The sequence below is a fragment of the Streptomyces sp. GDS52 genome, assembly GCF_052246875.1.
GTDB classification, from domain to species: Bacteria; Actinomycetota; Actinomycetes; order Streptomycetales; family Streptomycetaceae; genus Streptomyces; species Streptomyces cathayae.
The window spans coordinates 1-23,439 of the sequence record NZ_JBQQCR010000002.1 but is presented as its reverse complement, the minus strand read 5'-3'; the positions used below and the strand labels follow the sequence as shown (position 1 = coordinate 23,439).

Genomic DNA, 23,439 nt, shown 5'->3' with positions numbered 1-23,439 from the left:
GACAGTGCCACCTGAACCGCCCCGGGTTCGATAGAGATCTCAGTTTGCGGTTGTGATCTGTGGTTTTGCGGTTGTGAGGTAGTAAGCGGCCTCGTATTCAACGGGTGGGACGTGGCCGATCTCACCGTGGAGTCGGCGGTGGCAGTACCAGTCGACCCACTCGGCGGTGGCCAGCTCGACCTGGGAGAGCGTCTTCCAGGGCCGGCCGGGCTTGACCAGCTCGGTCTTGAACAGGCCGATCACGCTTTCCATCAGCGCGTTGTCATAGGCGTCACCGACCGAGCCGATCGATGCCGCAATGCCGGCCCGGTCGAGGTGCTCCGCGAGCGCGAACGATGTGTATTGCGACCCCGCGTCGCTGTGATGTATCAACTCGCCCTGCTGGTACGGGAATCCGTCCCGGACGCGTTGCCATAGAGCCATTTCCAGGGCGTCCAGGACGAGCCGGGTCTCCTTGGTGGTGGAGGCGGACCAGCCGACGATCCTGCGGGAGTAGGTGTCCACGACGAACGCGACGTAGACGACGCCGCTCCAGGTCGCGACGTGGGTGAAGTCGGCGACCCAGCACCGGTTGGGGGCCGTGGCGACGAAGTCGCGGTCGAGCAGGTCCGGGGCCCGCTCGGCGGCCGGATCGGTGATCGTCGTGACCACCTTCTTACCGCGGACGGCGCCGGTGATGCCGAGCTCGCGCATGAGCCGCTCGACGGTGCAGCGTGCCACGGCATGCTCCTGCCGGTTCAGCTCCCGCCAGATCTTCCGGGCCCCATACACGCGGTAGTTGGACGCGTAGACCTCTTGGATCCGCTCCTTGAGTTCCTCGTCGCGCACGGAACGGGCGGAGGGCGCCTTGAGGCGCTTCTTGTGGGCGTAGTAGGTGGACAGGGCGATCTTGCAGTCGTGTTCGGTGAGGGTTCTGCAGATCGGCTCGACGCCGCCGAAGCGGTCCCGGTACTCGTCGATAAAGGCTACGAGCGTGTGTGTGGCCGGTCGAGCTCGGCCGCGAAGAAACTGGCCGCGGCCTTCAGGATCTCGTTGGCCCGCTTCAGCTCGGCGTTCTCCTTCTTCAGCGCCTTGAGCTGGGCGGATTCCTCCGTTGTTGTCCCCGGACGCGTCCCGGTGTCGATCTCATGCTGCTTCACCCAGTTCCGCAGCGTCTCCCGTGAGCCGATGCCCAGCTTCTCGGTCACCGCCTGCAAAGCGGCCGTCTCATTCGGGTAGTCGCCCCGTACCTCAGCAACCATGCGCACCGCACGTCGGCGCAGCTCAAGCGGGTAGGAGGAAGGTCGTGCCATGACTCGGATCCTTACACGTGTTCGAGTCTCCACCAAACCCGGGGCGGTTCAGGTCGCTCTGGCCGACATTCCCTGGCTGGCCGAACTGGTCAGCCAGGCCGCCGACCATCCCCACGTCGACATCGCCCACACCCTGCTGATGCGCCACGGGCCCGAACTGGCCGACTGGTGCGAACAGCTGTGGACCGGGCAACAGGCCTTCCCCGACGACAAGACCAAAAAAGCGGCGCTCCGGCTGTGGGGAGACCTGGTCTGGATGCGCGCTGCCGAGCGGCCCTCTCTCACCGCACAGGCCGACCTGCTGACCGATTACCTCACCCCGACGCAGTGGCGGTCCGGCCTGGAGATCCTGGCCCGGTGGAACGCCCACGGCGTCAGCGAACTCGCCAGCCCGGCGGGCGAGGACGGCTGGGACAAGCTGGACGCCGCGCTGGCGGCGATCGCCCAGCTCCCCGCCAGCCACCCCCAGGCCGGCCGCGCACCCACCGCCGCGCTGCGCTTCCACTGCCTGTGCCGCTTCGCACCCATCGGCGAGGCGGTCGAACGCGCGCACACGATCGAGATGGCCACCGAAGCCGTCCGCGCCGCCGACACGACCACCCTGATCTCCACCACCGGCTTCCTCGTGGAGCGCCTGTGCCTAGTGGACCCCTCCGCCGCAGTCACCCTGACCACACTGGTCGCCGCCAGGACGGCGCAGCAGGGCAAGCACGAGGGCCATCACGTCAAGAGCATGGTGCATCGCTGGCCGCACCCCCTCAGACACCTGGTCCGCGCCACCGGCTACGCCGACCTCGAACGGCTCGTACGGGGTCTGTCCGGGGGCCCGAAGCGCATGCTCCTCAACGTCCTCGACCTCGCCGTGGCCCTGCGCCGCCACGACCCCGTGCGCGACGACGCGCTCCAGTGGCTCGCGGACAGCCCCTATCTCGCCCAGGCAACCATGCAGCTCCGCGACTCGGCCGTACGACACCGCCGGACCCCGCTGACCGACCCCGCCTGGCCCGAGGCACTGCCCGGCACTGACGACCCGGGGCACGCGGATGACACTCCCGACCGGTGAAGTCCGCCAGCACCCACGGGAGGGCTCAGCGAGTCGTCCAGCCCCCGCGATCACCGCGCCGGCCTCGCCTCCAGGTGAAGGTCGGGGAGGAGCGGACCAGACCTGACGGGCGGCTGCCCGCTCCCCATGTGGCTCGCCAACTGCTCGTAGCTGCTTTCGGAGGGCGGGATCCCTCGCCGCCGTCCGCCGTCAGGGCGCATTGCCTGACCGGCTGTCGCGCCATCGTCCATGAAGCAAGGCAGTACGGACTTCTATGCGCGGCCAGCTCACAAGACGGCGTCGATGCTGCAGTCGTGGCCAGAGGCGGCTCCGGCGCACGACGGTATAAGGCATGCGCCCCGCTGTATCTCGCCGTTTCCGACCGGAACCCGTCTGACTTTAAGAGTGGCTGTTCCCGCAGGTGACAGCGTCTGCAATGTGCACGCCGCAGGATACGACCCAGGGCTGGGCCAGCTGGTACTGCGGATTCAAGACTGCATACAGCTAGGTCAGCTCATTGGAGGCCGTCGGCTTTACTCGTGTCCCATCCCATCGGGTGACCGTGGCTGGATGAGGTCCTGCCTGGTCAGGCTGTCATCGGGCGCTGTCAGTGCCCGCTGCTACACCGATTCCTGAGCACGGGCCGTACTCGGCGGCCGCCGACGGGAGGGAAAAGCATGGCGAAGGCACCGGACGGATTCCACTACGTGCGCGGGCACATCCGCCGCAACCCGAAGCCCAGGAGCGCCAAGCGGATGAGCGGATGGATGATCGCCGGCCTGCTGGCGGGGGCCTGGCTTTGGGGGCAGGTGTTCGGCTTCGAAGCGACGACGCCTGCTACTCCGTCAGAGCCGAACCCGGCCGTCAGCGCACCGGCCGACCGATGAAGGGAGGATGGCGCCTGCGACGCCCCCGCGGGCCGGTCGAGGGTGCATCAGCGGCCGTCGTGGCGCTGGCCGTGCTGGTGATGGTCGTCCGAACGGTCACCGTGTCGGCCGGCGTACTGGTCGATGCGTGGCCGGTACTGCTACCTCTTGCAGCGCTGGGGGGAGTTGCTGTGGTGTGGCGGGTCAGACGAGCCGTGGCGGGCCGGCGTCGGGATGGCACGCGTCTGGCTGCCTTGCGGATCACGCTCGCCGAGTTCGATGCCATGGACGACCGGCGTTTCGAGCATGCGCTGAGGGATCTGCTAGTCCGTGACGGCTGGATGGCCCGGAGGGTGGGCGGCGGTGGAGACCAGGCCGCCGATGTCATTGGTGACCACGCCGTCCTCGGGCGGATCGTTGTGCAGGCCAAGCACACGCGCGTCGGCGGGAAGGTCGGATCGTCGGTGATGTACGCGGTAAAAGGGACGGCCGGCCCTGTTCACAGGGCGGACCATGCGGTGGTCGTCACCAACGGGTTTTTCACCCGCGATGCCATGAACTGGGGAGACCGGCACACGGTCCACTGGATCGACCGGGGAAAGCTGCGGCGCTGGGCCGAGGACGGAGCCGCGCTGCACGAGCTCCTCAAGCTGCCTGCCCGCTCTCGCGGCAGCTGGTTCAAGCGGGCTGCCTGACCGGTAGCCGTCTCCATGCGCGCCATCAGTTGGGGGTCTGGTGTTCGACGAAGACGGGTCCTTGGACCCGACGCTGAAGTTCCTGCTGTACGCCGTCATTGCGCTGGCCGTCGGCAAGATGATCTGGGAGTGGCTCACCGAGGACGTCAGCCGGTTGATCACGAAGGACCTGTGGGGTCTGATCGCTGATCACCCCTGGTGGACGGGACTCGTCGTCGCCGGCGGGCTCACCGTGCTCATCCTGCTGGGTGCGATCTTGTCATCCGGGCCTGGCACATCCATATACGTAAGCCCCGATGACGCCTCCACCGCGCAGGCCGGCGGCGTGGTTGAGCCAGAGGTACTGACCTTCAGGATGAAGCAGCTCGCAGCGATGACCGCGACGGGCTTCGAACAGGCGTGCGCCGACCTCCTGGCGCGTGACGGCTTCCGTCGCCCCCTGCGAGTTGGCGGCGCCGGAGACCTCGGCGTCGATGTCACCGCACATGACGACGAGGATCGTCTTTTGATCCTGCAGTGCAAGCAGTACCAGAATCCGGTCGGCTCCGGGCACGTGCAGAAGTTCAACGGGACAGCCCGGCCGCACCACGGAGCCGACATTCCCATCATGATTGCGCTCAAGGGCTTCACCCAGCCGGCCATCGATTTCGCTCGGCACCATCGGCTCATCCTCGTGGGCCGACCAGAGCTGAAGAAGTGAGCCCACGGTCAGCACCTCTACGAGGTCATCGGCATCCAAAACGCCACGCTGTAACCCCACTCCCACTCGACTTCCGCGGTTGGCTGCAGTGTCCATCCGCCATCCGGAGCTAAGACCGTGAGCCCCGCCGGACAGGGTTAAGAGCTCGTAACACGATCTTGTTGAAGTGGCCTGGTAGGCCGTGACCGATGTGAGGATTCGGCCGTTCGGGAGGGTGTGAGTACCCGGCCGTGGATCGTGGACGACGACTTGTGGGCACTGATCGAACCGCTGCTGCCGCCCTGGCCGGAGAAGGCACCGGGGCCGCGCCCGGTGCCGGACCGGCTCTGCCTGCAGGGCATCCTCTACGTCCTCCACAACGACATAGCCTGGCAACTGCTGCCCCCTGAGCTGGGTTTCGGCTCCGGGCAGACCTGCTGGCGGCGCCTGGACCGCTGGCAGAAGGCAGGGGTCTTCGACCAGCTGCACCGCATCCTGCTGGCCGAACTGAACGCGGCCGGCGCACTCGACTGGTCTCGCGCGTGTGTGGACGGCTCCCACATCCGCGCGAAAAAGGGGGTGCCGACACCGGTCCGTCGCCGGTCGACCGGCGCAAGACGGGCAGCAAACATCACCTGATCTGCGACGGCTGCGGCACCCCGCTCAAGGTCATCACGACTGCGGCCAACGTCAACGACGTCACCCAGACCCTCGCCCTGGTCGACGGCATCCCGCCCGTCGCCGGCCGCCCCGGCCGTCCGCGCCGCCGTCCCGAAGCCCTGCTCGGCGACAAGGGCTACGACTCCAACCCGAACCGCGAAGAGCTGCGCAAGCGGCGGATCCTGCCGGTCATCTCCCGCAAGGGCGCCCCCAACATCAAGGGCCTGGGCAAACTCCGGTACGTCGTGGAACAGACCTTCGCCCTGCTCCACCAGTTCAAGCGCCTCGCGGTCCGCTGGGAACGCCGCACCGAACTCCACGATGCCTTCGTCTCCCTGGCCTGCAGCCTGATCTGCTGGAGACGTCTCAAGAAGGCCCGACCATGATCGTGTTACGAGCTCTAAGCGTCCGTATCCGTTCTTCAGCAGCATGTGAGCGGCGAGTTGGTACAAGTGGTGGGAAACGTGCGGTTGTTGTGAGAGATACCTCTAGTATGACGGTCTGCGCTGGCGTCTTGAGCGCCCCTTCTGCCCGTCAAACACCGCACGTCACCCCTACCGGCCGGGGAAGGGGAGATTCGGAGCACGTTGACTGTGTACCTCACCCGCTTTTCCGCCTGCGGCTTCCGCTCCCTGGCCCGCATCGAGGACATCCCGGTCAGCAGTCCGACGATCCTGGCCGGCCACAACGACGGTGGGAAGAGTGCCGTACTGACAGCGCTGGCCTTCCTGCTGGGCAGCCACCGGCTGACAGACGAGGACCGCACCTACGAGCAGGCGGAAGGATCCGCAGGCGGCCGCTGCGCCCGCACCTCGGTCGAAGGGGACTTCCGCCTCGACACAACGGAACAGGCCGCCACCGGCCTGCCGCAAACGGTCCGGATCCGCCGTATCTCTGAAGAGGGGCAGCCGCCCCAGTGGCAGTACTTCGGTTCCCGGCCTGCCGACAGTCGGCTCCACGACATGAGCCGCCTGCTGAAAGGCCAACTTGCCGAGCTTGCGGCCGAGTTCTCAGTGTCCCCGGACGGCTCCCGCAGAGACGACCTGTTGCAGGCCCTCACCACCTACGCGGCCACGGCGCCGCAGGTGGAGCAGTGGCAACCGCTGCCCAAGGAACTTCAGGAGCGTCTGCCGCGCCTGCTGCCGTTCGGAGGCAAGGACGAGAGGCCCGATGACGCGGTGCGTACCGCGCTGAGCAGCTGCTACGAAACCTACCTGGAGGACGAAACGCTCCAGGGCCGGGTCAGGGAGATCGAAACGGAGATCACTCAGCGCCTGGAGAAGGAAGCCGACTCACTGTGCCGGCACATCCGCCAGCACTGCCGGGAGTTCGTGGGCGTGCAGGTCAAGCCCGAGGTCTCCTTCAAAGGCGGCTTCAAGCGCGCCCCCCTGGAAGTCTCCAAGGCCGACGGCGAGCCGGTGGACCTCACCCGCTCAGGACAGGGCAGCAACCGCCGGATCGCGCTCGCGGTATGGGAGTGGACCAGCAACCTGCTCGAAAGCAGCGAACTCGCCATGGGGGAGGGGAGCGATGCGGAACCGACCCAGACCATCGTCGTCTACGACGAGCCCGACACTCACCTGGACTACCGCCACCAGCGCACCGTCATGGACATCATCCGCAAACAGTGCGCCCTGCCCCACGTCAGCGTCGTCGTTGCCACCCACTCGATGAACCTCATCGACGGTGTCGACATCGCTGACGTCGTCCACCTCCGCCTCGGCGACAGCGGCCGCACCATCGTCGAACGCCTCACGGACGAATCCCACGAAGGGATCGACTTCCACCTCGGACAGATCGCCTCCGCCGTGGGACTGCGCAACTCCGTCCTGCTGCACGAACGGTGCTTCCTCGCCGTCGAGGGCCCCACGGAACAGCAGTGCCTGCCCCTGCTGTTCCGCCTCTCCCAGGGCCTGCCCCTCCAGGCGGCGGGCATCGCCCTGTGGGCCTGCGGCAACAACGAAGGCGCCCTCCGCCTGGCCGGCTACCTCGTCAAGAACCGACGCACCGTCATGCTGATGGTCGACGCCGACAGCCGCACCAACAAGCACTTCAGGACGGAAAGACTCATCAAGGCCGGGCTCGACCTCGACACCCAGGTCACCTGGATCGGCGAAGCAGACGGGTTCAACGAACTCGAGGAACTCTTCACCGACGCCCAGTGGGCCACAGCCGCCAACACCCACTGGCCTCGCCCCGCAGGCACGCAGTGGGCCGCCGAGGACTTCACCGCACACCGCGGCGGCAAATTCAGCGCCCGCGTCCTGACCATGATCAAAGAGCAGGCCGAGCACACCAGCCCCGACGGCAAGGACGACATGCTCTACGGCCTGGTCACCACCCTCAAAACCCGCGAAGACGTCCCCTCGCAGCTGACCAAGGCCTTCAGCAGCCTCCGGGCCCTGGCTTCCTGACCAGCCTCACGGCGCGCCGCTGCAGCATCCGCTCCTTGCGCTGCTGCAGCGTCGGAGCCGTCCAGGCATGCCAGCCCACCCCCGTGACGTGCTGCCGACCATGCCCGCGCGCTTCGATCCCACACCAGCGACACCCACTCGGTGACACGGTGGATCCAGTGTTGGTAGAACGCGATAACGACATCACATCCTCCTTCCCCCACCCCCTATCTTGCTGCCTACCACTGACAATCACCCGATGGCGCGGCACCCTGCAAGCCCACGCACGCCAAGCGAAGAAACCGTTCACCACCCGCACCGCACACCCGTCCCGAGAACATCGTTTATCAGGAAAACCACCCACAGCCCTTCCCTCAGTAGTTACCGTCTGTGCTCATGCGGTTTCTGCACACTTCGGACTGGCACCTGGGCCGCCGGTTCCACACAGAAGACCTGATCCCCGCCCAGCGCGCCTTCCTCGACCACCTGGTCGACACCGCCCGAAGTGAACGCGTCGACGCGGTCCTCGTGGCAGGCGACATCTACGACCGGGCCATCCCCAACCTAGACGCCGTGCGCCTGTTCAACCGCGCCCTGCACCAGCTCGCCGACCTCGACGTGCCGATCATCATGATCAGCGGCAACCACGACTCCGCCCACCGCCTCGGCGTCGGATCCGGCCTCCTGGCCCGCGCCGGGATCCACTTGCGGACCGACCCGGCCACCTGCGACATCCCCGTCCTCCTCGAGGACGCCGACGGCCCGGTCGCCGTATACGGCATCCCCTACCTTGAGCCGTCGATGGTCCGCGACCGCCTGGAAGCGGAAGCCGCCTCCCACCGCGCAGTGCTCACCGCAGCCCTGGACCGCATCCACGCCGACCTCACCAACAACCAGCCGGCCGGCACCCGCTCCGTGATCCTCGCCCACGCCTTCGTCACCTCCGGCACCGGACAGCCCGCCGAACGCGACGAACGGGAGGAATCCACCAGCGAACGCGACATCGCCGTGGGCGGTGTCGCCCACGTGGGCGCCGACGTCTTCGCCGGGATCGACTACGTGGCCCTGGGCCACCTCCACGGCCCCCAGCGCGTCACCGACCGCATCCACTACAGCGGCTCACCACTGGCCTACTCCTTCTCCGAAGCCCGCCACACCAAGTCGATCACCCTGGTCGACCTCACCCCGAACGCCGCCCCCACCCTCACCCGACGGCCCTGCCCCGTGCCCCTCCGTCTGGAACGCGTCACCGGCTTCATGGACGACCTCCTGACCAGCCCCACCCACGAGCATCTGAAGGACGCCTGGCTCGAGGTCACCCTGACCGACACCGCCCTGCCCTTCGAAGCCATGGCCCGCCTGCGCCGCCGCTTCCCCCACACCGCCAGCCTCAAGCACAAGCCCGCCCTCATCCCCGCCCAGGCCACAAACACCCCCACCTACAGCGAACGCATCCGCGGCCGCAGCGACCTAGACATCACCAGCGACTTCATCAACAGCATGCGCGGCACCGATCCCACCCCGGACGAACACGCCCTGCTCCAGCAAGCCGTCGAAGCCTCCCGCCTGAACGAACAGCAGAAGGAAACCGTCTGACATGCGCCTGCACACCCTGCGCCTGCAGGCCTTCGGACCCTTCGCCGGAACCCACACCGTCGACTTCGACGCCCTGTCCGCCGACGGCCTGTTCCTCCTGCACGGCGACACCGGGGCCGGAAAGAGCACCATCTTCGCCGCCATCTGCTTCGCCCTCTACGGCAAACCCCCGGGCGACCGCGACCTGCTGCTGCGCAGCCACCACGCTCCTGCCGACCTCCTGACCGAAGTCACCCTGGAGGCCACCCTCGCAGGCCGCCGCCTGCGCATCCACCGCATCCCAGCCCAGAAGCGCCCCAAGCGATCCGGCCAAGGCGAAACCGACCAAAAACCCGAGACCCGCCTCAGTGAGTGGGCCGTCGATGCCGACGGCCAGGGCCGCTGGGAAGCATCCAGCAAATCCCATCAGGAAGCCGCCACCGAGATCACCGACCTGCTGGGCATGAGCCGGGACCAGTTCTGCCAGGTCGTCCTCCTGCCGCAGAACGAATTCACCAAATTCCTTCACGCCGACGCCCACGGCCGGCGAGAACTCCTCGGCAAACTCTTCCGCACCGGCCGCTTCTCCTTCATCGAACGCTGGCTCAACGACCACAGCCGCACCACCGAGAAGAACCGCGACGCCGCCCGCGCCGACGTGCTGCGCCTGATCGAACGCATCCACCAGGCCGCCGGAGGCGACCTGACAACCGAGTACACCGCTCCCACTCCCGACGACCCGCACACCCTCACCGAACCGGCCCGCGCCTGGGCCCGCGACCTCATCCGCGCCAGCCAGGCCGACCACGACAAGGCACTCCAAGCAGCCAACACGGCCAAAGAGAACCTGGGCAGACAGCAGTCACTCGAGGCCGCAGCCCGCGAACTCCACCAGCAGCAAGCCACTCACGCCCGCGCCCAGCAGCAGCTCGACCTTCTCCAGGAACAGGCCCCGCACCACAACGCGCTCGTCCAGCGCCGCGACCAGGCCCGCCGGGCCCAGCAGGTGGCGCCCCAGCTACACGCCGCGGACACCGCCGCAGACGACCACATCCGGGCCCAGAACACCGAGCGCACTGCCCGTGAGCACCTGCAGCCCGCCCACGCAGACCTGGACGCCGGCCAGCTGGAAACCGCCGAGCAGAGTGCCCGCGCTCAGGCCGCCGTCCTGACCGCCCTCATCCCGGAAGAAGACACCGTCCGCCAGCTGACCGCCGACCTGAAGCGCACCGACGCCGAACGACAGGACTTCGCCGACCAGCAACGCACAGCCCAGGACTGGCTGGAAGAGGAACCCACCCGGCGCCGCACCCTCGAAGCCCGGCGAGAAGCCGCCCGCCAGGCCGAAGAAGAAGGCCGCCGCCACCAGGCCGCCCTGGACATCCTCAAGGTCCGCCTCGAAGCCGCCAAACGCCGCGACGCACACCTCACCAAGATCACCCAGGCCGAACAGCACCTCGCCGGTGCACAGGCAGACACCGGCCAGACCGGCCAGGCCTACCTCACCATCCGCCGCCAGCGCACCGAAGGCATGGCCGCCGAACTCGCCGCCACCCTCACCGACGGCACCCCCTGCCCGGTCTGCGGATCCTGCACCCACCCGGCCCCGGCCGCCCCCCAGGACGGGCAGCCCACACGCCAGGACGAACAGGACGCAGAAGCCCTCCACGAGCAGGCCAAGACCACACAGGACGCCGCCACGGCCGCGCTGCACAAGCTCCGCGAACAGGCCGCCACCGCCACCGGCGAGGCCGGCGACACCCCACTGGCCGACCTCAAAACCCAACACAAGACACTCACCGCCGAGTTGACCGACTCCCTGGCCCGTGCCGCCGACCAGGGCACCGTCCAAGAAGAACTCCTCGCGCTCGACAGCGAACACACGGCCATGACCCAGCAGCACAGCACCGCCACGGCCGGCCTGTCCGCCCGCAACGCCAGCTACGACACCCTCACCCAGCAACTCACCGAGCTGACCGGCAAGCTCGCCGCAGCCCGCGGCACCCACCCCACCGTCGCCGCCCACGCCGACGACCTCACCCGCACCGCCAACCGCCTCAAAGAAGCCGCCGAAGCCTCCCACCACCTCACCACAGCCACCCAGACCCTCACCCACCGCACCACCCAGGCCACCCACGCCGCCAAAGACCAGGGCTTCGACACCCTGGCCCTCGCCCAGCAAGCCCTGCTCAGCGACGAAGACCTGCACACCATCGAGGAAGAGATCACCCAGTGGCGCGAGACCCGCGCCGCCCACACCACAGTCCTGGAGAACCCAGCACTGCAACAGGCCGCCGCACAGCCCCCCGCCGACCTCGACGCCGCCACGGCCCAACGGGCCGCCGCAGACGACCAGCACGCCGAAGCGGCCACCGCCGCGAGCGCCGCCCACACACGCAACCAGGACCTCACCGCCCTCGCCGCCGACCTCGAGACCGCCATCCAACGCCTTCAACCGCTCGAACAGGCCCACAGCACCGCCCGCCACCTGACCGAACTCGTCACCGGCAACTCACCCAGCGCCCGGGTACGCATGCAACTGGAGGCCTACGTCCTGGCCGCCCGCCTCGAAGAAGTCGTCACCGCAGCCAACACCCGCCTGCACGTCATGTCCGAAGGCCGCTACACCCTCTCCCACTCCGACCACCAAGCCGCCCGCGGCGCCCGCTCCGGCCTCGGCCTGCAGATCACCGACTCCTGGACCGGCCGCCCCCGCAAGACCGACACCCTCTCCGGCGGCGAATCCTTCTTCGCCTCCCTCTCCCTCGCCCTGGGACTGGCCGACGTCGTCACCCACGAAGCCGGCGGCAACCCCCTGGACACCCTCTTCATCGACGAAGGCTTCGGCACCCTCGACGAAGACACCCTCCACAAGGTCCTCGACGTCCTGGACTCCCTCCGCGCCCACGACCGCACCGTCGGCGTCATCAGCCACGTCCCCGAACTGCGCCGCCGCATCACCCACCGCCTGCACGTACGCAAAGACCCCACCGGCTCCACCCTCGCCCACCTGACCGAAGCAGCCGAATAACCTGCACCCTGCAGGGGCGGGGACTCCCGCCCCTGCACAGCTCTCAACCGACCCCCACGGAGCAGCACACCCTCATGGCTTCCGACATCGAGCTGCGGCCCCACCAAAAGGACGCCGTCGCTGCGGCCACCCGCACGCTCGGTCAGCGCTCCCGCGCGAGTGTGATCGCCGCCTGTGGCACCGGCAAGACCCTGATCGCTGCCCGCACCACCGCCCGCATCGCCCCCCGCGGCCGCGTCCTGGTACTCCTGCCGACGCTGGACCTGCTGTCGCAGACGATCCGCTCCTGGCGCACCGCCGGACGCAAAGGTGCCTCCATCGCGGTGTGCTCGGCACGCCAGGCCCTCGACCATGAGCCGCTCGGCGCCGACACCCCTCTCACCACCAACCCCGCCGAACTCACCGCCCTCACCACCTCGCCCCGCCCCGGCCCGGTCACCGCATACGCCACCTACGCCTCCCTGCCCACCGTGGTCGCCGCTCACCGCGACCACCACCTGCCCCCCTGGGACCTGGTGATCGTGGACGAGGCCCACAGAACCGCCGGCCGCCTCGGCAAGGCCTGGGCCGCCGTCCACCACGACGACCAGCTCCCCACTGCCCGCCGCCTGTACCTGACCGCCACCCCCCGCATCTGGAACCCCGACGACGACCAGACGGGCGATGCGGAAGCAGTGGCCTCCATGGACGACGAAAACCTCTTCGGCCCCGTCGCCTACCGCCTCACCCTCTCCGACGCCATCGACCTTGGCCTGCTCGCCGACTACCAGATCCTCGTCCCCGTCGTCACCGACGAAGACCTCCGCGACTGGCTCGCCACCGGCCCCGGCGCCGGCGTCGACGGCCTGCGCCTGGCCGGCCGCCAGGTTGCCGCCCTACGCGCCATCCACGACCACCGGCTGCGCCGCATCCTCACCTTCCACCACCGCGTCGCCGACGCCCGCGCCTTCGCCACCACCCTGAACGAGACCGCCGTCACCCTCCCCACCGAGCTGCGGCCTGAAGGACTGTGGGCCGACTGGATCAGCGGCAACCACACCCCCCAGGTCCGCCGCCGTCTCCTGCTGGAGTTCGCCTCCCACACCGACCCCCACGCCCCGGCCGTACTCTCCAACGCCCGCGTCCTGGGAGAAGGCATCGACGTGCCCGCCATCGACGCCGTCGTCTTCGCCGACCCCAAAAACAGTCCCGTCGATACCGTCCAGGCCGTCGGCCGCGCCCTGCGCCAAACCCCTGGCGCCGGCAAGAAAGCCACCCTTGTCGTCCCCGTCTACCTCACCCCTGGCGAGGACCCCGACGACCTCCTCAGCACCGACGCCTACACCCCCCTCTGGCACACCATCCAGGCCCTGCGCGCCCACGACGACCGCCTCGAAGCACGCCTCGCCGACCCCCGCACCCACCGCCCCACCATGCCCCCCGAGGACCCCGACGCCTGGCTCCACTTCGACCGCCCCATCCAGACCGAAGAAGTCGCCCTCGCCCTCTCACTTCGGGTACTGGCCCCCAAGAGCGCCGAATGGCGCCGCGGCCTCAAAGCCGCCCGCCGCTACCACCACACTCACCACCACCTCGATGTCCCCCAAACCTACGAAGACACCGCCGGCTACCCCCTGGGCCGCTGGCTCACCTGGCAGCGCCATCTCCATGCCACCGGCGCCCTCGATGCCACACGCACCCAGGCCCTCGAACGCCTCGGCATCATCTGGGACCCCCGCCAGCAGGCCTTCGACCGGGGCCTTGTCCACGCCACCGCCTACGCCACCCACAACGGTCACCTTGCCGTCCCGGTCCAATACCTCCACGACGACTTCCCCCTCGGCCGCTGGCTGGCCACCCAGCGCACCCGCGCCCACCACCTCACCGCAGAACGCGCCGCCGCCCTCACCGCTCTGGACCCGTGGTGGAACCCGCCCTGGCCGATCACCTGGCAACGCGCTTACCACACGGCTCGCCAGCAGACGAAGCAGGACACGGACGCCTCACCGGCGGGGGAGTGGCTCGCGGCCCAGAGACAACGTGCTGGTGACCTTCACCCCGAGCAGCGCCGGCTCCTCAAGAACCTGGGGCTCGACCTGCCGGACATGCCAGTCTCTCGCGCTAAGGACACCCCATGGCCGGCACGGGAACACGCCTTCCAGCGCGGACTGGCCGCCGCACGTGCCTTCCGTAAAAGAGAGGGCCACCTCAACGTCCCTCAGCGGCACATCGAGGAAATTGAAGGCGACCAGGTTCGCCTGGGGCAGTGGCTGAGCAACCTGCGTCGTCGCCGCTCCAGTCTCAGCCCGCAGCGGCGAGCAGCACTGACCGAACTCGGCCTGTAATACTTCGGCACAGCGAGACTGGCTGGCTCACCTGCCAGACACTGACCGAACTGCACACTGCCAGTGTCACCTGCGGTCGCGCCTTCATCGCATAGCGGCGCCCCGGACGTGCGCCTCACCTTTGCCGGGCTGGCTCACGCCTGTGGCGTCCGGCGGCCGCACACGGCCGCCGGACGCCACAGTCAGCGCTTGCCGCGGACGGCTTTGACGATGTCGGCGACCGCTGCGAGGACTGCTGCGCGATGTTCCGATTTCGTGTTGTGCAGTGCAAACCGGGCCACAAGCGCGGCGGTAGCCGCAACAATGACAAGGCTGGAAAGGACTACGGTCGGCCAGATGAGTATGGGGTTCATCGGTGTTCTCCTCCCTGTTACGACCCGCCCCAGCGGGACCAGCCCAAGGAGAACGTGAGCGGCCTCCGAGCGTCCGCAACCTCCGGACGGACCGGATTGACCCGGGAACCTGCCTGGTCAAGGAGATATCTGGGGCTGTCCGGACCGGACTGGTCCGACGGCCGGACAGAGGGGGAGGCGCTGTATGAGTCCCACGACGCCCATCGATCACCCTGGCCGGGCTGCACTGGCACAGGCGCTGCAGGACCTGGAGAGCCGAGCACGTTACGGCACCGGCGAGCCGAAGCGATCACGCAAGAAGGCCATCCAAGAAGCCAACCGTGCTTGCCTGCAGGCCCAGTTGCCGACTTTGAATGAGAAAACAGTCAGTGACTGGTTCCGCCTGGGCCGAGTGACCGGTGACTTCGAGCCGCTGTGGCGGCTGGTCACAGTGCTCCTTGACTGGGGAGAGGACGAGCAAGTCGACAAAGACCGTCACCCGGCAAAGCTCCGCGCGCGGCGTGAGGCGGTCCGTGATGTCTGGAAGAAGCGGTTGGACCAGGCCAAGACTGTTGAACCCCGACCCCCGCAGCCCTCACCGCCTGGCCCGCACCTGTGGGGTGAGCCCATCAGCGCAATGGACCCCACTACCAGCTTGGAAGTCCACCGCGCCATCGCACCCCGGGCCGGCTCCACGGAAATCAGTGACCTTCCGCTCTACGTCGAACGGCCCCACGACGACCTGCTGCGCCAACGCGTCGACTGCGCGGCGCAGGGCAGCAACCAGCTCGTCCTGCTGGTTGGCGACTCCTCCACAGGCAAGACCCGAGCGCTATGGGAGGCGATCCGGCACCTGCCCAACAACTGGCGGGTATGGCGGCCTTCGGGAGCCAGCGAACTGATGTCAGCGCTTGCCCGCACTCCACGGATGCCCAACACCGTGCTGTGGCTGAACGAAATGCAGCGCTACCTCAAAGGAACGGAGACCCAGCCACTGGCCGAGGCCCTTGACACGCTGGTCAACACCCCGGCACGGGGCCCGGTACTCATTGTGGGGACCCTATGGCCGCATGACCACCGTGACCTCACCAGCGATGCCTATTCAGCGGTGACAAGCTTGCTGAAGGACCGGCATATCCGTGTCCCCGATACCTTTGATGAGGCATCCCACCAGGAACTGGCCAGGGCCGCAGAGCGTGATCCGCGGCTCGCCGAGGCCCTCGACCAAGGCAATGACGCGATCACCCAGTACCTGGCTGGCGGACCGGCCCTCCTCGACCGCTACGCGGTATCTCCGGAAGTACGGGCCCTGGTGGACGCGGCGGTGGATGTAGCGCGTCTCGGCTATCAGGAAGACGTCACCGAGGCCTTCTTGCAAGCAGCGGGATGGTCCCTGATTCCCGAGACCTACCGCAGACGTCAGAGGACGGACTGGCACACATGCTGGTTCCGGGAGGCCCTCGCCGACGCAGCGCAGGATTGCCGCGGAGTGCCCGGTCCGCTCACCGCGGATCCCCCCGGACCCGACGCGCCACACACAGCCCAGAGGACCTACCGACTCGCGGACTATCTGCGCCAACACCTCTCGCCTCAGCGTGCACTACTGTGCCCGCCCATCGCCTGGTGGCAGGCAGCAGCCAACCATCTGACCTCGCCTGCACACCTTCTGGCGCTTTCGGACGCCGCCCGCCGACGTGCCCGCTACCACATGAGTGCAGTCCTGGCACAGCAAGCACTAGAGCACGATTCTGCCGCTCCCGCTCACCGCCCACTCGTCGAGCTGCACTACAAAGCCAGTCACCGATCACAGGCGGAAGGCACCGCTCACAAGGCACTGGAGACAGGAGATACCAGGGCCGCAGTAGAGCTGGCCAGGCTGCTACGCAAGGACGGGCTTATCCAGGATGCGGTCCACTGGCAGCGTAGGGCAGCAGACCTCGGTGCAGAGGACGCCTGGGCCGACCTGGCCGCGACACTGCTGAAGGCCGGAGAAATCGATGAGGCCGTCAGTGCCGCCGACCACCTCGACGACTACCGTCTGGACAATTTCGCCACCGTCCTCACGGAAGCAGGCCACTGGGACAGGCACCTACCGATCGCACGCCGCCTGGCAGCCGACGGCAAACTCGCCGCACTTCTCTCGCACGCCTACAGACTGGCCGAAAACGGTAAAAGCGATGAAGCGATAGCCCTACTCACCGAAACAGACCGACTGGAGGCACCCGGCGCCTACGAATACCTCGTTGACCTCCTTGAGGACAGCGGTGATACCAAAGCAGCAGAGGAGGCCGGGCGACAGGCAGTCATCGAGCACGGCTACGGCAAAGCGCTGAGGCGGCTCTCCCGGCGCAGGGAAGAGCGCGGGGACCTGCATGGATCCGCGAAGGCATTACGGACGCTAGGTTCCTGCCCAGGCTGGGAACGGTGGTTGCTTGCCGCGTCATATGAGTATCTGGAAGCAGGGGCGGTGCAAACCGCTACCCAGGCAGCCGAGCAGGCGATCGCTGTCGGCGAGCATCGGAGATGGGTGATGCTCGCCTACATCAGCACGCGCAACAATGACAACGAACAAGCCCAGAGAGCCGTCACCAAAGCCGCCGCCACACAGGACGGCGAAACGCTGCGCATGCTCGGCGACTTTCACTACGAGCTCCACGAAACTGAAAAGGCGGACGTTGCCTATCGACGTGCTATTAAACTGGGCTGCCCGGACGCCTGGGACGACTTGGCTGCCCTGTGGCACGATGCCGGCGACACCGAGCGCAGGGACGCAGTCGTTACCGAAGCCATCACCGGCGGCAACGTCAAGTACCTCCGTGATCTGCCAGCTCATTACGCCCGTTCAGACGCCCGGGACGAAGCCCGCGCGCAGGCGCGACGTGCGGCCGAGCACGGTGACGACGACCCCGGATTCTGGCTGGCCATGAGGTGGCGCCGTGAGGGCGCTGACGACGACGCATTGGCAGTCGCGCTCGACCTCGCCCGCGCAGGATTCCCCCAGGCGATCGAGGACATGACCCGCTTGGCAGACAACGCCGACGAGACTGAGAGGGTCATTCTCTATGCCGAAGCGCACCTCGCAGTCGGCGCCCTGCAAACGGCTCGTTATCTCCTGCCCGCCTACGCCAAGATGGGAAATCGCAAGTCCTTCATCACGATGCTGCAGCATGTCCAGTCATCCCGCTCAATCCTGGCGATGGCAGGTCAACAGTGTGAAAGCCAGGGATCGCATGCCGAGGCTTTCACTCTTCTCGAACGCGCCAAGAGTCTGGGATCTGCGGAGGCACTGGTTCCACTGGCCCGCCTTCATCGCGCTGCTGGGCACAGAGAGTTGGAACGCCGACTTCTGTACGAGGCAGTCGATGCCGCAGTCCCAGATGCAGCAGAGCTGCTAGTGGCACACTACGAGGCGAGCGGCGACCGGGCCACGGCACGAATAGTGCAATGCTGGGGGGTAACCCACCAGAGACCGGCCACGCCATGGTAATGCAATGCCCCAGCCCTCAGCGTGCGACGCAAGTCGCCCTGGTCCATTGCATCGGTCAGCACGGTCTTCGACCGGGTGCCGTTGCGGCTGTTGCCGCTGTTCCTGCCCGCCGCGTCGTGCTTCTCGTAGCCGACGTGGTCGGTGATCTCGCCCTCCAGGGCGGACTCCAGTACCCGCTTGGTTAGCTGTTGCAGCAGCCCGCCCTCGCCGGTCAGCTGCAGCCCGTCCGTACGGGCGCGGTCCACCAGCATCGCGATCAACTGCTCGTCCGTCGCCGTACTCGACGGCGCCTGGACCGGCTTCTCAGCGGCTTCGTGCTCAACGACGGTGTCAGCCATCCCTGGCGTCTCCTTGATCATCAGATCCGCCGTTGATTAGACACTCCCGTTCTGCGGGCGGATCTGGGCGCCCCGCCCAAACAGGAGCCCGTGGTGGTCCGGAGCTGCTGCTGGTTCCCAGACACGAGGACGCCCCAGTCGACGGTCACAGGATCTGGCGTCTGTCTGGGACGGCCTTTCACGGTCCAGCGAAGATCTCCCGTCACAGTCATGGCTTCAGTACCGTGGCTGCACCAGTGGAATCGGAGTGGTTGGGGGAGACCGATGGGGCAGGATGACGGGCTGGGCTTGATTTTCGTCCATGGGTTCAAGTCCTCGCCCGCCATGTGGGACGACTTCGCGAACCTACTGGCCGCCGACACTGGTCTCGCGGACGTGACGCAGATGCGGTTTCAGTACGCGACCAGGCTGGTAGAACCCGGTCCGTTGCGACGGATCCCCACGTTCGACACGGTGGCCGACAGTCTGAAGGAGTTCGTGAGCACCGAGGCCGAGGGCATTCCCCGACTGGTTCTGGTTGCCCACAGCCAGGGGGGACTGGTCGTGCAGCGTTTCCTAGTCCGGATGCTTGCCGAGGGCCGTGGTAGGCAGTTGGAGCGGATCCGTCGCGTGGTTTTGTTCGCCTGTCCCAACAACGGCTCCCAACTGGGCTTGGCGCTGCGCCGCTGGACGCTGCGAAGCAATCCCCAGGAGCGCCAGTTGCGTCCCCTGGACGAGCAAATCACCGACACCCAGCGTGCTGTTTTGCGCGACATCGTCAATGCCACGAAGACGACCGAGCGAACCTGCCCGATTCCGTTTTCGGTCTACGCGGGCGAGACCGACAACGTCGTCACGCCGGCTTCGGCCCGCAGCGTCTTCCCCGACGCCGGAGCCCTGCCGGGAGACCACTTCACCATCGTGCGTCCCGACTCCATCCGGCACCGTTCCTACACAACCCTCAGGCGGCTTCTGCTGGATGCCGCAGATGCCAGCCCGCCTGCTGCGCCTCGTGCCTCATCAGCCAGCGTTGATGCGGCCCACGGCATATCGGTGCCCGTCGAGGCGTGCAGCCCTGAACGTCTCGGCATCCACCCAGCTATTGACGGCAGCAGGGGTGATCGGCCCGGAGCAAGGAAGTACGTACTGCCCGCTTTCGTGGCCCGCCCACACGACGATGAGACACGCGAGCGCCTCGACGGGATCGTCACTGGCACCGAGGTGGGATTCATTCTCCTGCGCGGTGGTTCCTGCACAGGGAAGACCCGCTCGGCCTACGAGGCCATCAAGGCACACCTGGGCGGCTGGCAGATGGTCCAGCCACGGGCAGCAGAGGAGGCGCTGGCGTTGATATCCCGCCCACGCTTCACTTCCCGCACGGTGCTCTGGCTCGATGACATCCACCACCTGCTGGAGGGCCCCGCAGGAGAAACGGTCGCTGCCGGCCTGCATCACCTTCTCGACGTTCCAGGACCTGCCGTCATACTCGCCACCATCTGGCCCGGCCCTTACCGCTCGCTCATCGACACCCCGCCGACCGACAAACCTGATCTGCACCTGCAGGCCCGCCGCCTGCTGCGACGTGCACGACTCGTCCACGTGCCAGATGAGTTCAGCGGCGCTTCCCTGACCGCCTTGCACAGGGAAGCCCTCAGCGACGCTTCCTTGGCCATGGCACTGGCCACCACTAAAGAGCCCGGAGCAATCTGCCAGACGCTTGCCGCAGGACCCGACCTCCTCGACCACTGGCGTCACGCCACCAATCCCTACGGCAAAGCGCTCATCACCGCAGCCGCCGATGCCAGGCGGTTCGGCCATCGGCTGCCACTCGACGCCGCCCTGCTCCGCGACGCCGCGCCCGGATACCTGTCAGCGACCCAACGCGCGGATGCTGACACAGACTGGTTCGAGCAGGGCATCAGCTACGCATTGCAGCCCGTCAAACAGGTCGCCTCGGCCTTGAGGCCGGTCCCCAGAGCCACCGGCATGGGGGCCGTTCCCGACGTCTACGACCTCGCCGACTACCTGGAACAGACTGTCGCGCGCGACCGGTGCACGGCGCCGACCTCCTTCTGGGACTCGGCAGTCACCTGCGAAATGGCACCCCAATCCCTGCGCGCATTGGCCCAAAGCGCGCAGGACAGGGCCCTGTACAAGCACGCAGCCCTGTTTCTGCATCGCTGCCTCCGCCACACGGATGACAGCGATGATTTTGTGGCCCTGGGTGACTTCCTGCTCGGCCGCGGCCTGCACGACGATGCGGGCCGCTACATGGCCGCAGCCGCGGCCCGCGGGAACGCTCACGCCATGGTCGCCCTGGGCGGCATCGCACAGGACAGAGAAGACCTGGAGGCGGCCTTGCGATGGCATCGCAGCGCCTGGACACATGGAAACGAACGGGCTTTCTTCACGGTGTACTGGCTGCTGAAGAAGGACGAACGAGAAGACGAAGCCGAATCTTGGATCCGACTCAAAGCCGGGGAGTGGCCGGATGCGGCCCGGCTGCTGGCCGATCTCCTCGCCCAGCGCGGCCAGGAAGAGGAGGCCGAGGAGATCCTTTGGCCCCTGGCTCGTGACAACATGCGCCGCTGCCGCCGCGACCTAATCAGCCTCCTTTACAAAGCCGGCAGGACCGATCGAATCCAGGTTCTGTTCACTCCACTCGCCGCAGCAGGCGACGAGAACGCGCGAGAGTGGCTCGACACTGTCCGTACCTGGGACGAACCAGCCGAACTCGACCCCGCGACTACCTCCGACTCATCGCCATCGACGATGTATGTCAGCCGGAGAGGCCAGTCTTTCTTCCTTACACACGACGAAGAACACCCATTGGCCGTAGCCATGAGACAGGCGGAGGAAGCCGAAGCGTCGGGGCGGCCTGAGGAAGCCGTAGCCGCACTGCGCGGCGTGGCGCAGTCCACCACCCACTGGCCTCTCCTGCAACGTCTTTCCGGACTTCTGGAGCACCAAGGCTGCGCAGACGAAGCACTCGGAGTCTGGCGACTCATGATGGAAGACGGCAATCCCGCAGCACTCGAAGAGAGCGTTAATGTCCTCGAGCGAAATGGGGATGCGGACAAGGCGGAAGACCTCATCCGCCGCGAACTACTCCGTGGGCCAGCCGATGAAAAGCCCTGGGCAGCGGATCCGCCCGGCTTGGAGCTGCTTGTTCGCCGCCTTACGGCGGCAGGGCGGCAAGCTGAAGCCGAAGGATTGAAGACGTATGGAATCCTGCCCGACGGGACAACAGCTCCACCCTGGCGCTTGCCAGCCGTACCACAGGCCGCGACGGACGGCCCACCGGCGCCTTGATCCAGCAGCGGAACCAGACGTGCAGCGTTAACGGCATCCGGGCCTTCGCCACCAGCAGACCCTCATTGCGTGAAGACGGGGGCGGCCCCACTCTCCCCTCGACCTGAGCCGCCCTACTGCAGCAGTGCGATGGGATGCCTCCGCTATACCGATCCTGGTATAGGCGGCAGCTCACGACGCAGACGGCTCATGATCCGCCGTTACTGGCGAGCCTGTTCCTTCCGAGGGAAACCACGCCCGAATGCTCCGCCGGTCCAGGGAAGCGAACTCCTCCAGCGCCGCTGCCAGGTCCGGGTCGCCCGCGGACCCTTGCGGGCCACGGAGTGCACCTGCTGTGCAAGGTCGTGCAGGCGGTGCGCGGCACGGTAGTAAGCAACCTGATCCTCGCTCAGGCGGCGCACGGCATACTCGCCGCATTTGCTGTACGGGTCGAATCCCTTACTCTCCAGTAGCTTCTCGATGGTCACCAGATCGTCGTTGCGGCCGACGCCGTGCTCCGGGCGCCGGTGGGTACATCCGGGAGAGTGGTCCCGGCCCTGATACTGGTCGGCCACGTCCGATCGTCACAACCCTGCTGGCCACCCGCTCCGTTAACCGTTGTTGGACTCGCCCTGACCGCCGTATGCGCCCCCACGGCCCGCCGCCAGGCGACTCTCACCGTGTTGGCCGTGTTACTCGGTCGCCCGCCACGCCCCGCGTCTGGGCAAGGCCCCGCTGGCCCCTGGCCGGGCCACCCGGCCAGGGGCCACTCTTCCACCGGACCAAGCTGCTAGGGAGGTTGGCGGAGTGTGATACCCCGCTGAGTGGGACTGGTGAGCCATGGCCTTACCGGCTTCACCTGGTCGTCGCGCCAGCCTCGTCGCAGCGCTGCTCCCTGAAACAAGCCCGCGGCTCGGTGGCACCTCCGAACCTCCCAGGAACCGGCAGAACTGGCAGGCGAGCAGCCAACAAACAGTCACGAGTGACAACCACCCAAGCTTCTGACGCCGCCAGGCGTCATCTCAACCTTAGAGAGACAGGGGGCAGGCATACCGTCCCTGAACGCCGCCAGACAAAAAGCACGAGAACCCAACGCATTCCGCGTCAAAGGAAACTGGCCCCCACTCAGTCCGGCGACAGCCGGACGCCACTCACTCAAGCTCTCCGGCAGGGGAGCGCAGGCAACTCAAATATCTGTGCAACCACCCAGTTTTGACATCACCGGCGCCGACAGGCGCCGGCATCACACCCCCCTTTCCTCCCCGCCAGGGGAGGAGCTTTACGTTTCCCCGGTCCTGCCGTCAGGCAGGACGGCATCCCCACTTGCCGAGCGGGCCGTCAGGCCCGCCAACACCCACAGAAACCAACCAAAGTTGGCCCGCCAGGGCCAACCCTGCACTTGACACACAGTCGTGCCGCCAGGCACGACGACAGTGCCTGGCGGGCCGTCAGGCC

At 67.3% G+C, this 23,439-nt stretch carries 14 protein-coding genes and 1 pseudogene; 11 read left to right on the top strand and 4 right to left on the bottom strand.

Going from position 1 to position 23,439, the window contains the following annotated elements; translation table 11 throughout:
- Positions 1-39: 39 nt before the first annotated feature.
- A protein-coding gene (locus ACTWJ9_RS30750; protein WP_443295956.1) for an IS3 family transposase occupies positions 40-1,292 on the bottom strand; the annotation gives its coding sequence in 2 pieces (ribosomal slippage) (positions 40-1,013 and positions 1,013-1,292; 1,254 coding nt in all).
- Here ACTWJ9_RS30750 and ACTWJ9_RS30745 point away from each other — a divergent pair.
- From ACTWJ9_RS30745 to ACTWJ9_RS30705, 9 genes are all read left to right on the top strand, one after another.
- Complete coding sequence (locus ACTWJ9_RS30745; protein ID WP_443295955.1) at positions 1,291-2,355, top strand: hypothetical protein; 1,065 nt, start codon at positions 1,291-1,293, stop codon at positions 2,353-2,355. The genes ACTWJ9_RS30750 and ACTWJ9_RS30745 overlap by 2 nt on opposite strands.
- Positions 2,356-3,011: 656 nt before the next feature.
- Positions 3,012-3,221, top strand: coding sequence for a hypothetical protein (locus tag ACTWJ9_RS30740; RefSeq protein WP_443295954.1), 210 nt, complete (start codon positions 3,012-3,014; stop codon positions 3,219-3,221).
- Positions 3,218-3,895 carry a restriction endonuclease gene (locus tag ACTWJ9_RS30735; protein WP_443295953.1) on the top strand — a complete coding sequence of 226 codons (678 nt, stop codon included), beginning with the start codon at positions 3,218-3,220 and terminating at the stop codon, positions 3,893-3,895. Before ACTWJ9_RS30740 ends, ACTWJ9_RS30735 begins: the two co-directional genes overlap by 4 nt.
- Before the next feature lie 40 nt (positions 3,896-3,935).
- On the top strand, positions 3,936-4,595 hold the full coding sequence (locus ACTWJ9_RS30730) for a restriction endonuclease (protein ID WP_443295952.1): 660 nt from the start codon (positions 3,936-3,938) through the stop codon (positions 4,593-4,595).
- Between the two features lie 216 nt (positions 4,596-4,811).
- Positions 4,812-5,620 (top strand): IS5 family transposase gene (locus ACTWJ9_RS30725; protein WP_443295951.1). Its coding sequence is split into 2 segments (ribosomal slippage): positions 4,812-5,129 and positions 5,132-5,620, totalling 807 coding nucleotides; the frame shifts between segments, so codons are not numbered across the junction.
- A gap of 207 nt (positions 5,621-5,827) precedes the next feature.
- Positions 5,828-7,648, top strand: a complete 1,821-nt coding sequence (locus tag ACTWJ9_RS30720) for an ATP-dependent nuclease (RefSeq protein WP_443296120.1) — start codon at positions 5,828-5,830, stop codon at positions 7,646-7,648.
- 375 nt (positions 7,649-8,023) lie between these two features.
- Complete coding sequence (locus ACTWJ9_RS30715; protein WP_443295950.1) at positions 8,024-9,223, top strand: exonuclease SbcCD subunit D; 1,200 nt, start codon at positions 8,024-8,026, stop codon at positions 9,221-9,223.
- A 1-nt stretch (position 9,224) separates the two neighbouring features.
- Complete coding sequence (locus ACTWJ9_RS30710; protein ID WP_443295949.1) at positions 9,225-12,233, top strand: AAA family ATPase; 3,009 nt, start codon at positions 9,225-9,227, stop codon at positions 12,231-12,233.
- Positions 12,234-12,307: 74 nt separating this feature from the next.
- Positions 12,308-14,557, top strand: a complete 2,250-nt coding sequence (locus ACTWJ9_RS30705) for a Helicase associated domain protein (RefSeq protein WP_443295948.1) — start codon at positions 12,308-12,310, stop codon at positions 14,555-14,557.
- A 182-nt stretch (positions 14,558-14,739) separates the two neighbouring features.
- On the opposite strand, the gene ACTWJ9_RS30700 is transcribed toward ACTWJ9_RS30705, so the two are convergent.
- Entirely contained in the window at positions 14,740-14,910 is a 171-nt protein-coding gene (locus tag ACTWJ9_RS30700; protein ID WP_443295947.1) for a hypothetical protein, read from the bottom strand.
- 184 nt (positions 14,911-15,094) lie between these two features.
- Here ACTWJ9_RS30700 and ACTWJ9_RS30695 point away from each other — a divergent pair, with 184 nt between their 5' ends.
- On the top strand, positions 15,095-18,376 hold the full coding sequence (locus ACTWJ9_RS30695) for a hypothetical protein (protein WP_443295946.1): 3,282 nt from the start codon (positions 15,095-15,097) through the stop codon (positions 18,374-18,376).
- 50 nt (positions 18,377-18,426) lie between these two features.
- Here the strand turns inward: ACTWJ9_RS30695 and ACTWJ9_RS30690 are convergent.
- Positions 18,427-18,627, bottom strand: a pseudogene (locus tag ACTWJ9_RS30690) (transposase); the annotation flags it as partial.
- Positions 18,628-18,978: 351 nt separating this feature from the next.
- On the opposite strand from ACTWJ9_RS30690, the gene ACTWJ9_RS30685 reads away from it, so the two are divergent.
- Positions 18,979-22,005, top strand: coding sequence for an alpha/beta fold hydrolase (locus tag ACTWJ9_RS30685; RefSeq protein ID WP_443295945.1), 3,027 nt, complete (start codon positions 18,979-18,981; stop codon positions 22,003-22,005).
- Between the two features lie 200 nt (positions 22,006-22,205).
- On the opposite strand, the gene ACTWJ9_RS30680 is transcribed toward ACTWJ9_RS30685, so the two are convergent.
- On the bottom strand, positions 22,206-22,559 hold the full coding sequence (locus tag ACTWJ9_RS30680; protein WP_443295944.1) for a hypothetical protein: 354 nt from the start codon (positions 22,557-22,559) through the stop codon (positions 22,206-22,208).
- Between the last annotated feature and the right edge of the window lie 880 nt (positions 22,560-23,439).

Excerpts from the sequence above, each read along its gene's own strand:
- ACTWJ9_RS30745 (WP_443295955.1), top strand. The coding sequence starts at position 1,291 with ATGACTCGGATCCTTACACGTGTTCGAGTCTCCACCAAACCCGGGGCG.
- ACTWJ9_RS30740 (WP_443295954.1), top strand. The coding sequence starts at position 3,012 with ATGGCGAAGGCACCGGACGGATTCCACTACGTGCGCGGGCACATCCGC.
- ACTWJ9_RS30735 (WP_443295953.1), top strand. The coding sequence starts at position 3,218 with ATGAAGGGAGGATGGCGCCTGCGACGCCCCCGCGGGCCGGTCGAGGGT.
- ACTWJ9_RS30715 (WP_443295950.1), top strand. The coding sequence starts at position 8,024 with ATGCGGTTTCTGCACACTTCGGACTGGCACCTGGGCCGCCGGTTCCAC.
- ACTWJ9_RS30710 (WP_443295949.1), top strand. The coding sequence starts at position 9,225 with ATGCGCCTGCACACCCTGCGCCTGCAGGCCTTCGGACCCTTCGCCGGA.
- ACTWJ9_RS30705 (WP_443295948.1), top strand. The coding sequence starts at position 12,308 with ATGGCTTCCGACATCGAGCTGCGGCCCCACCAAAAGGACGCCGTCGCT.
- ACTWJ9_RS30700 (WP_443295947.1), bottom strand. The coding sequence starts at position 14,910 with ATGAACCCCATACTCATCTGGCCGACCGTAGTCCTTTCCAGCCTTGTC.
- ACTWJ9_RS30695 (WP_443295946.1), top strand. The coding sequence starts at position 15,095 with ATGAGTCCCACGACGCCCATCGATCACCCTGGCCGGGCTGCACTGGCA.
- ACTWJ9_RS30685 (WP_443295945.1), top strand. The coding sequence starts at position 18,979 with ATGGGGCAGGATGACGGGCTGGGCTTGATTTTCGTCCATGGGTTCAAG.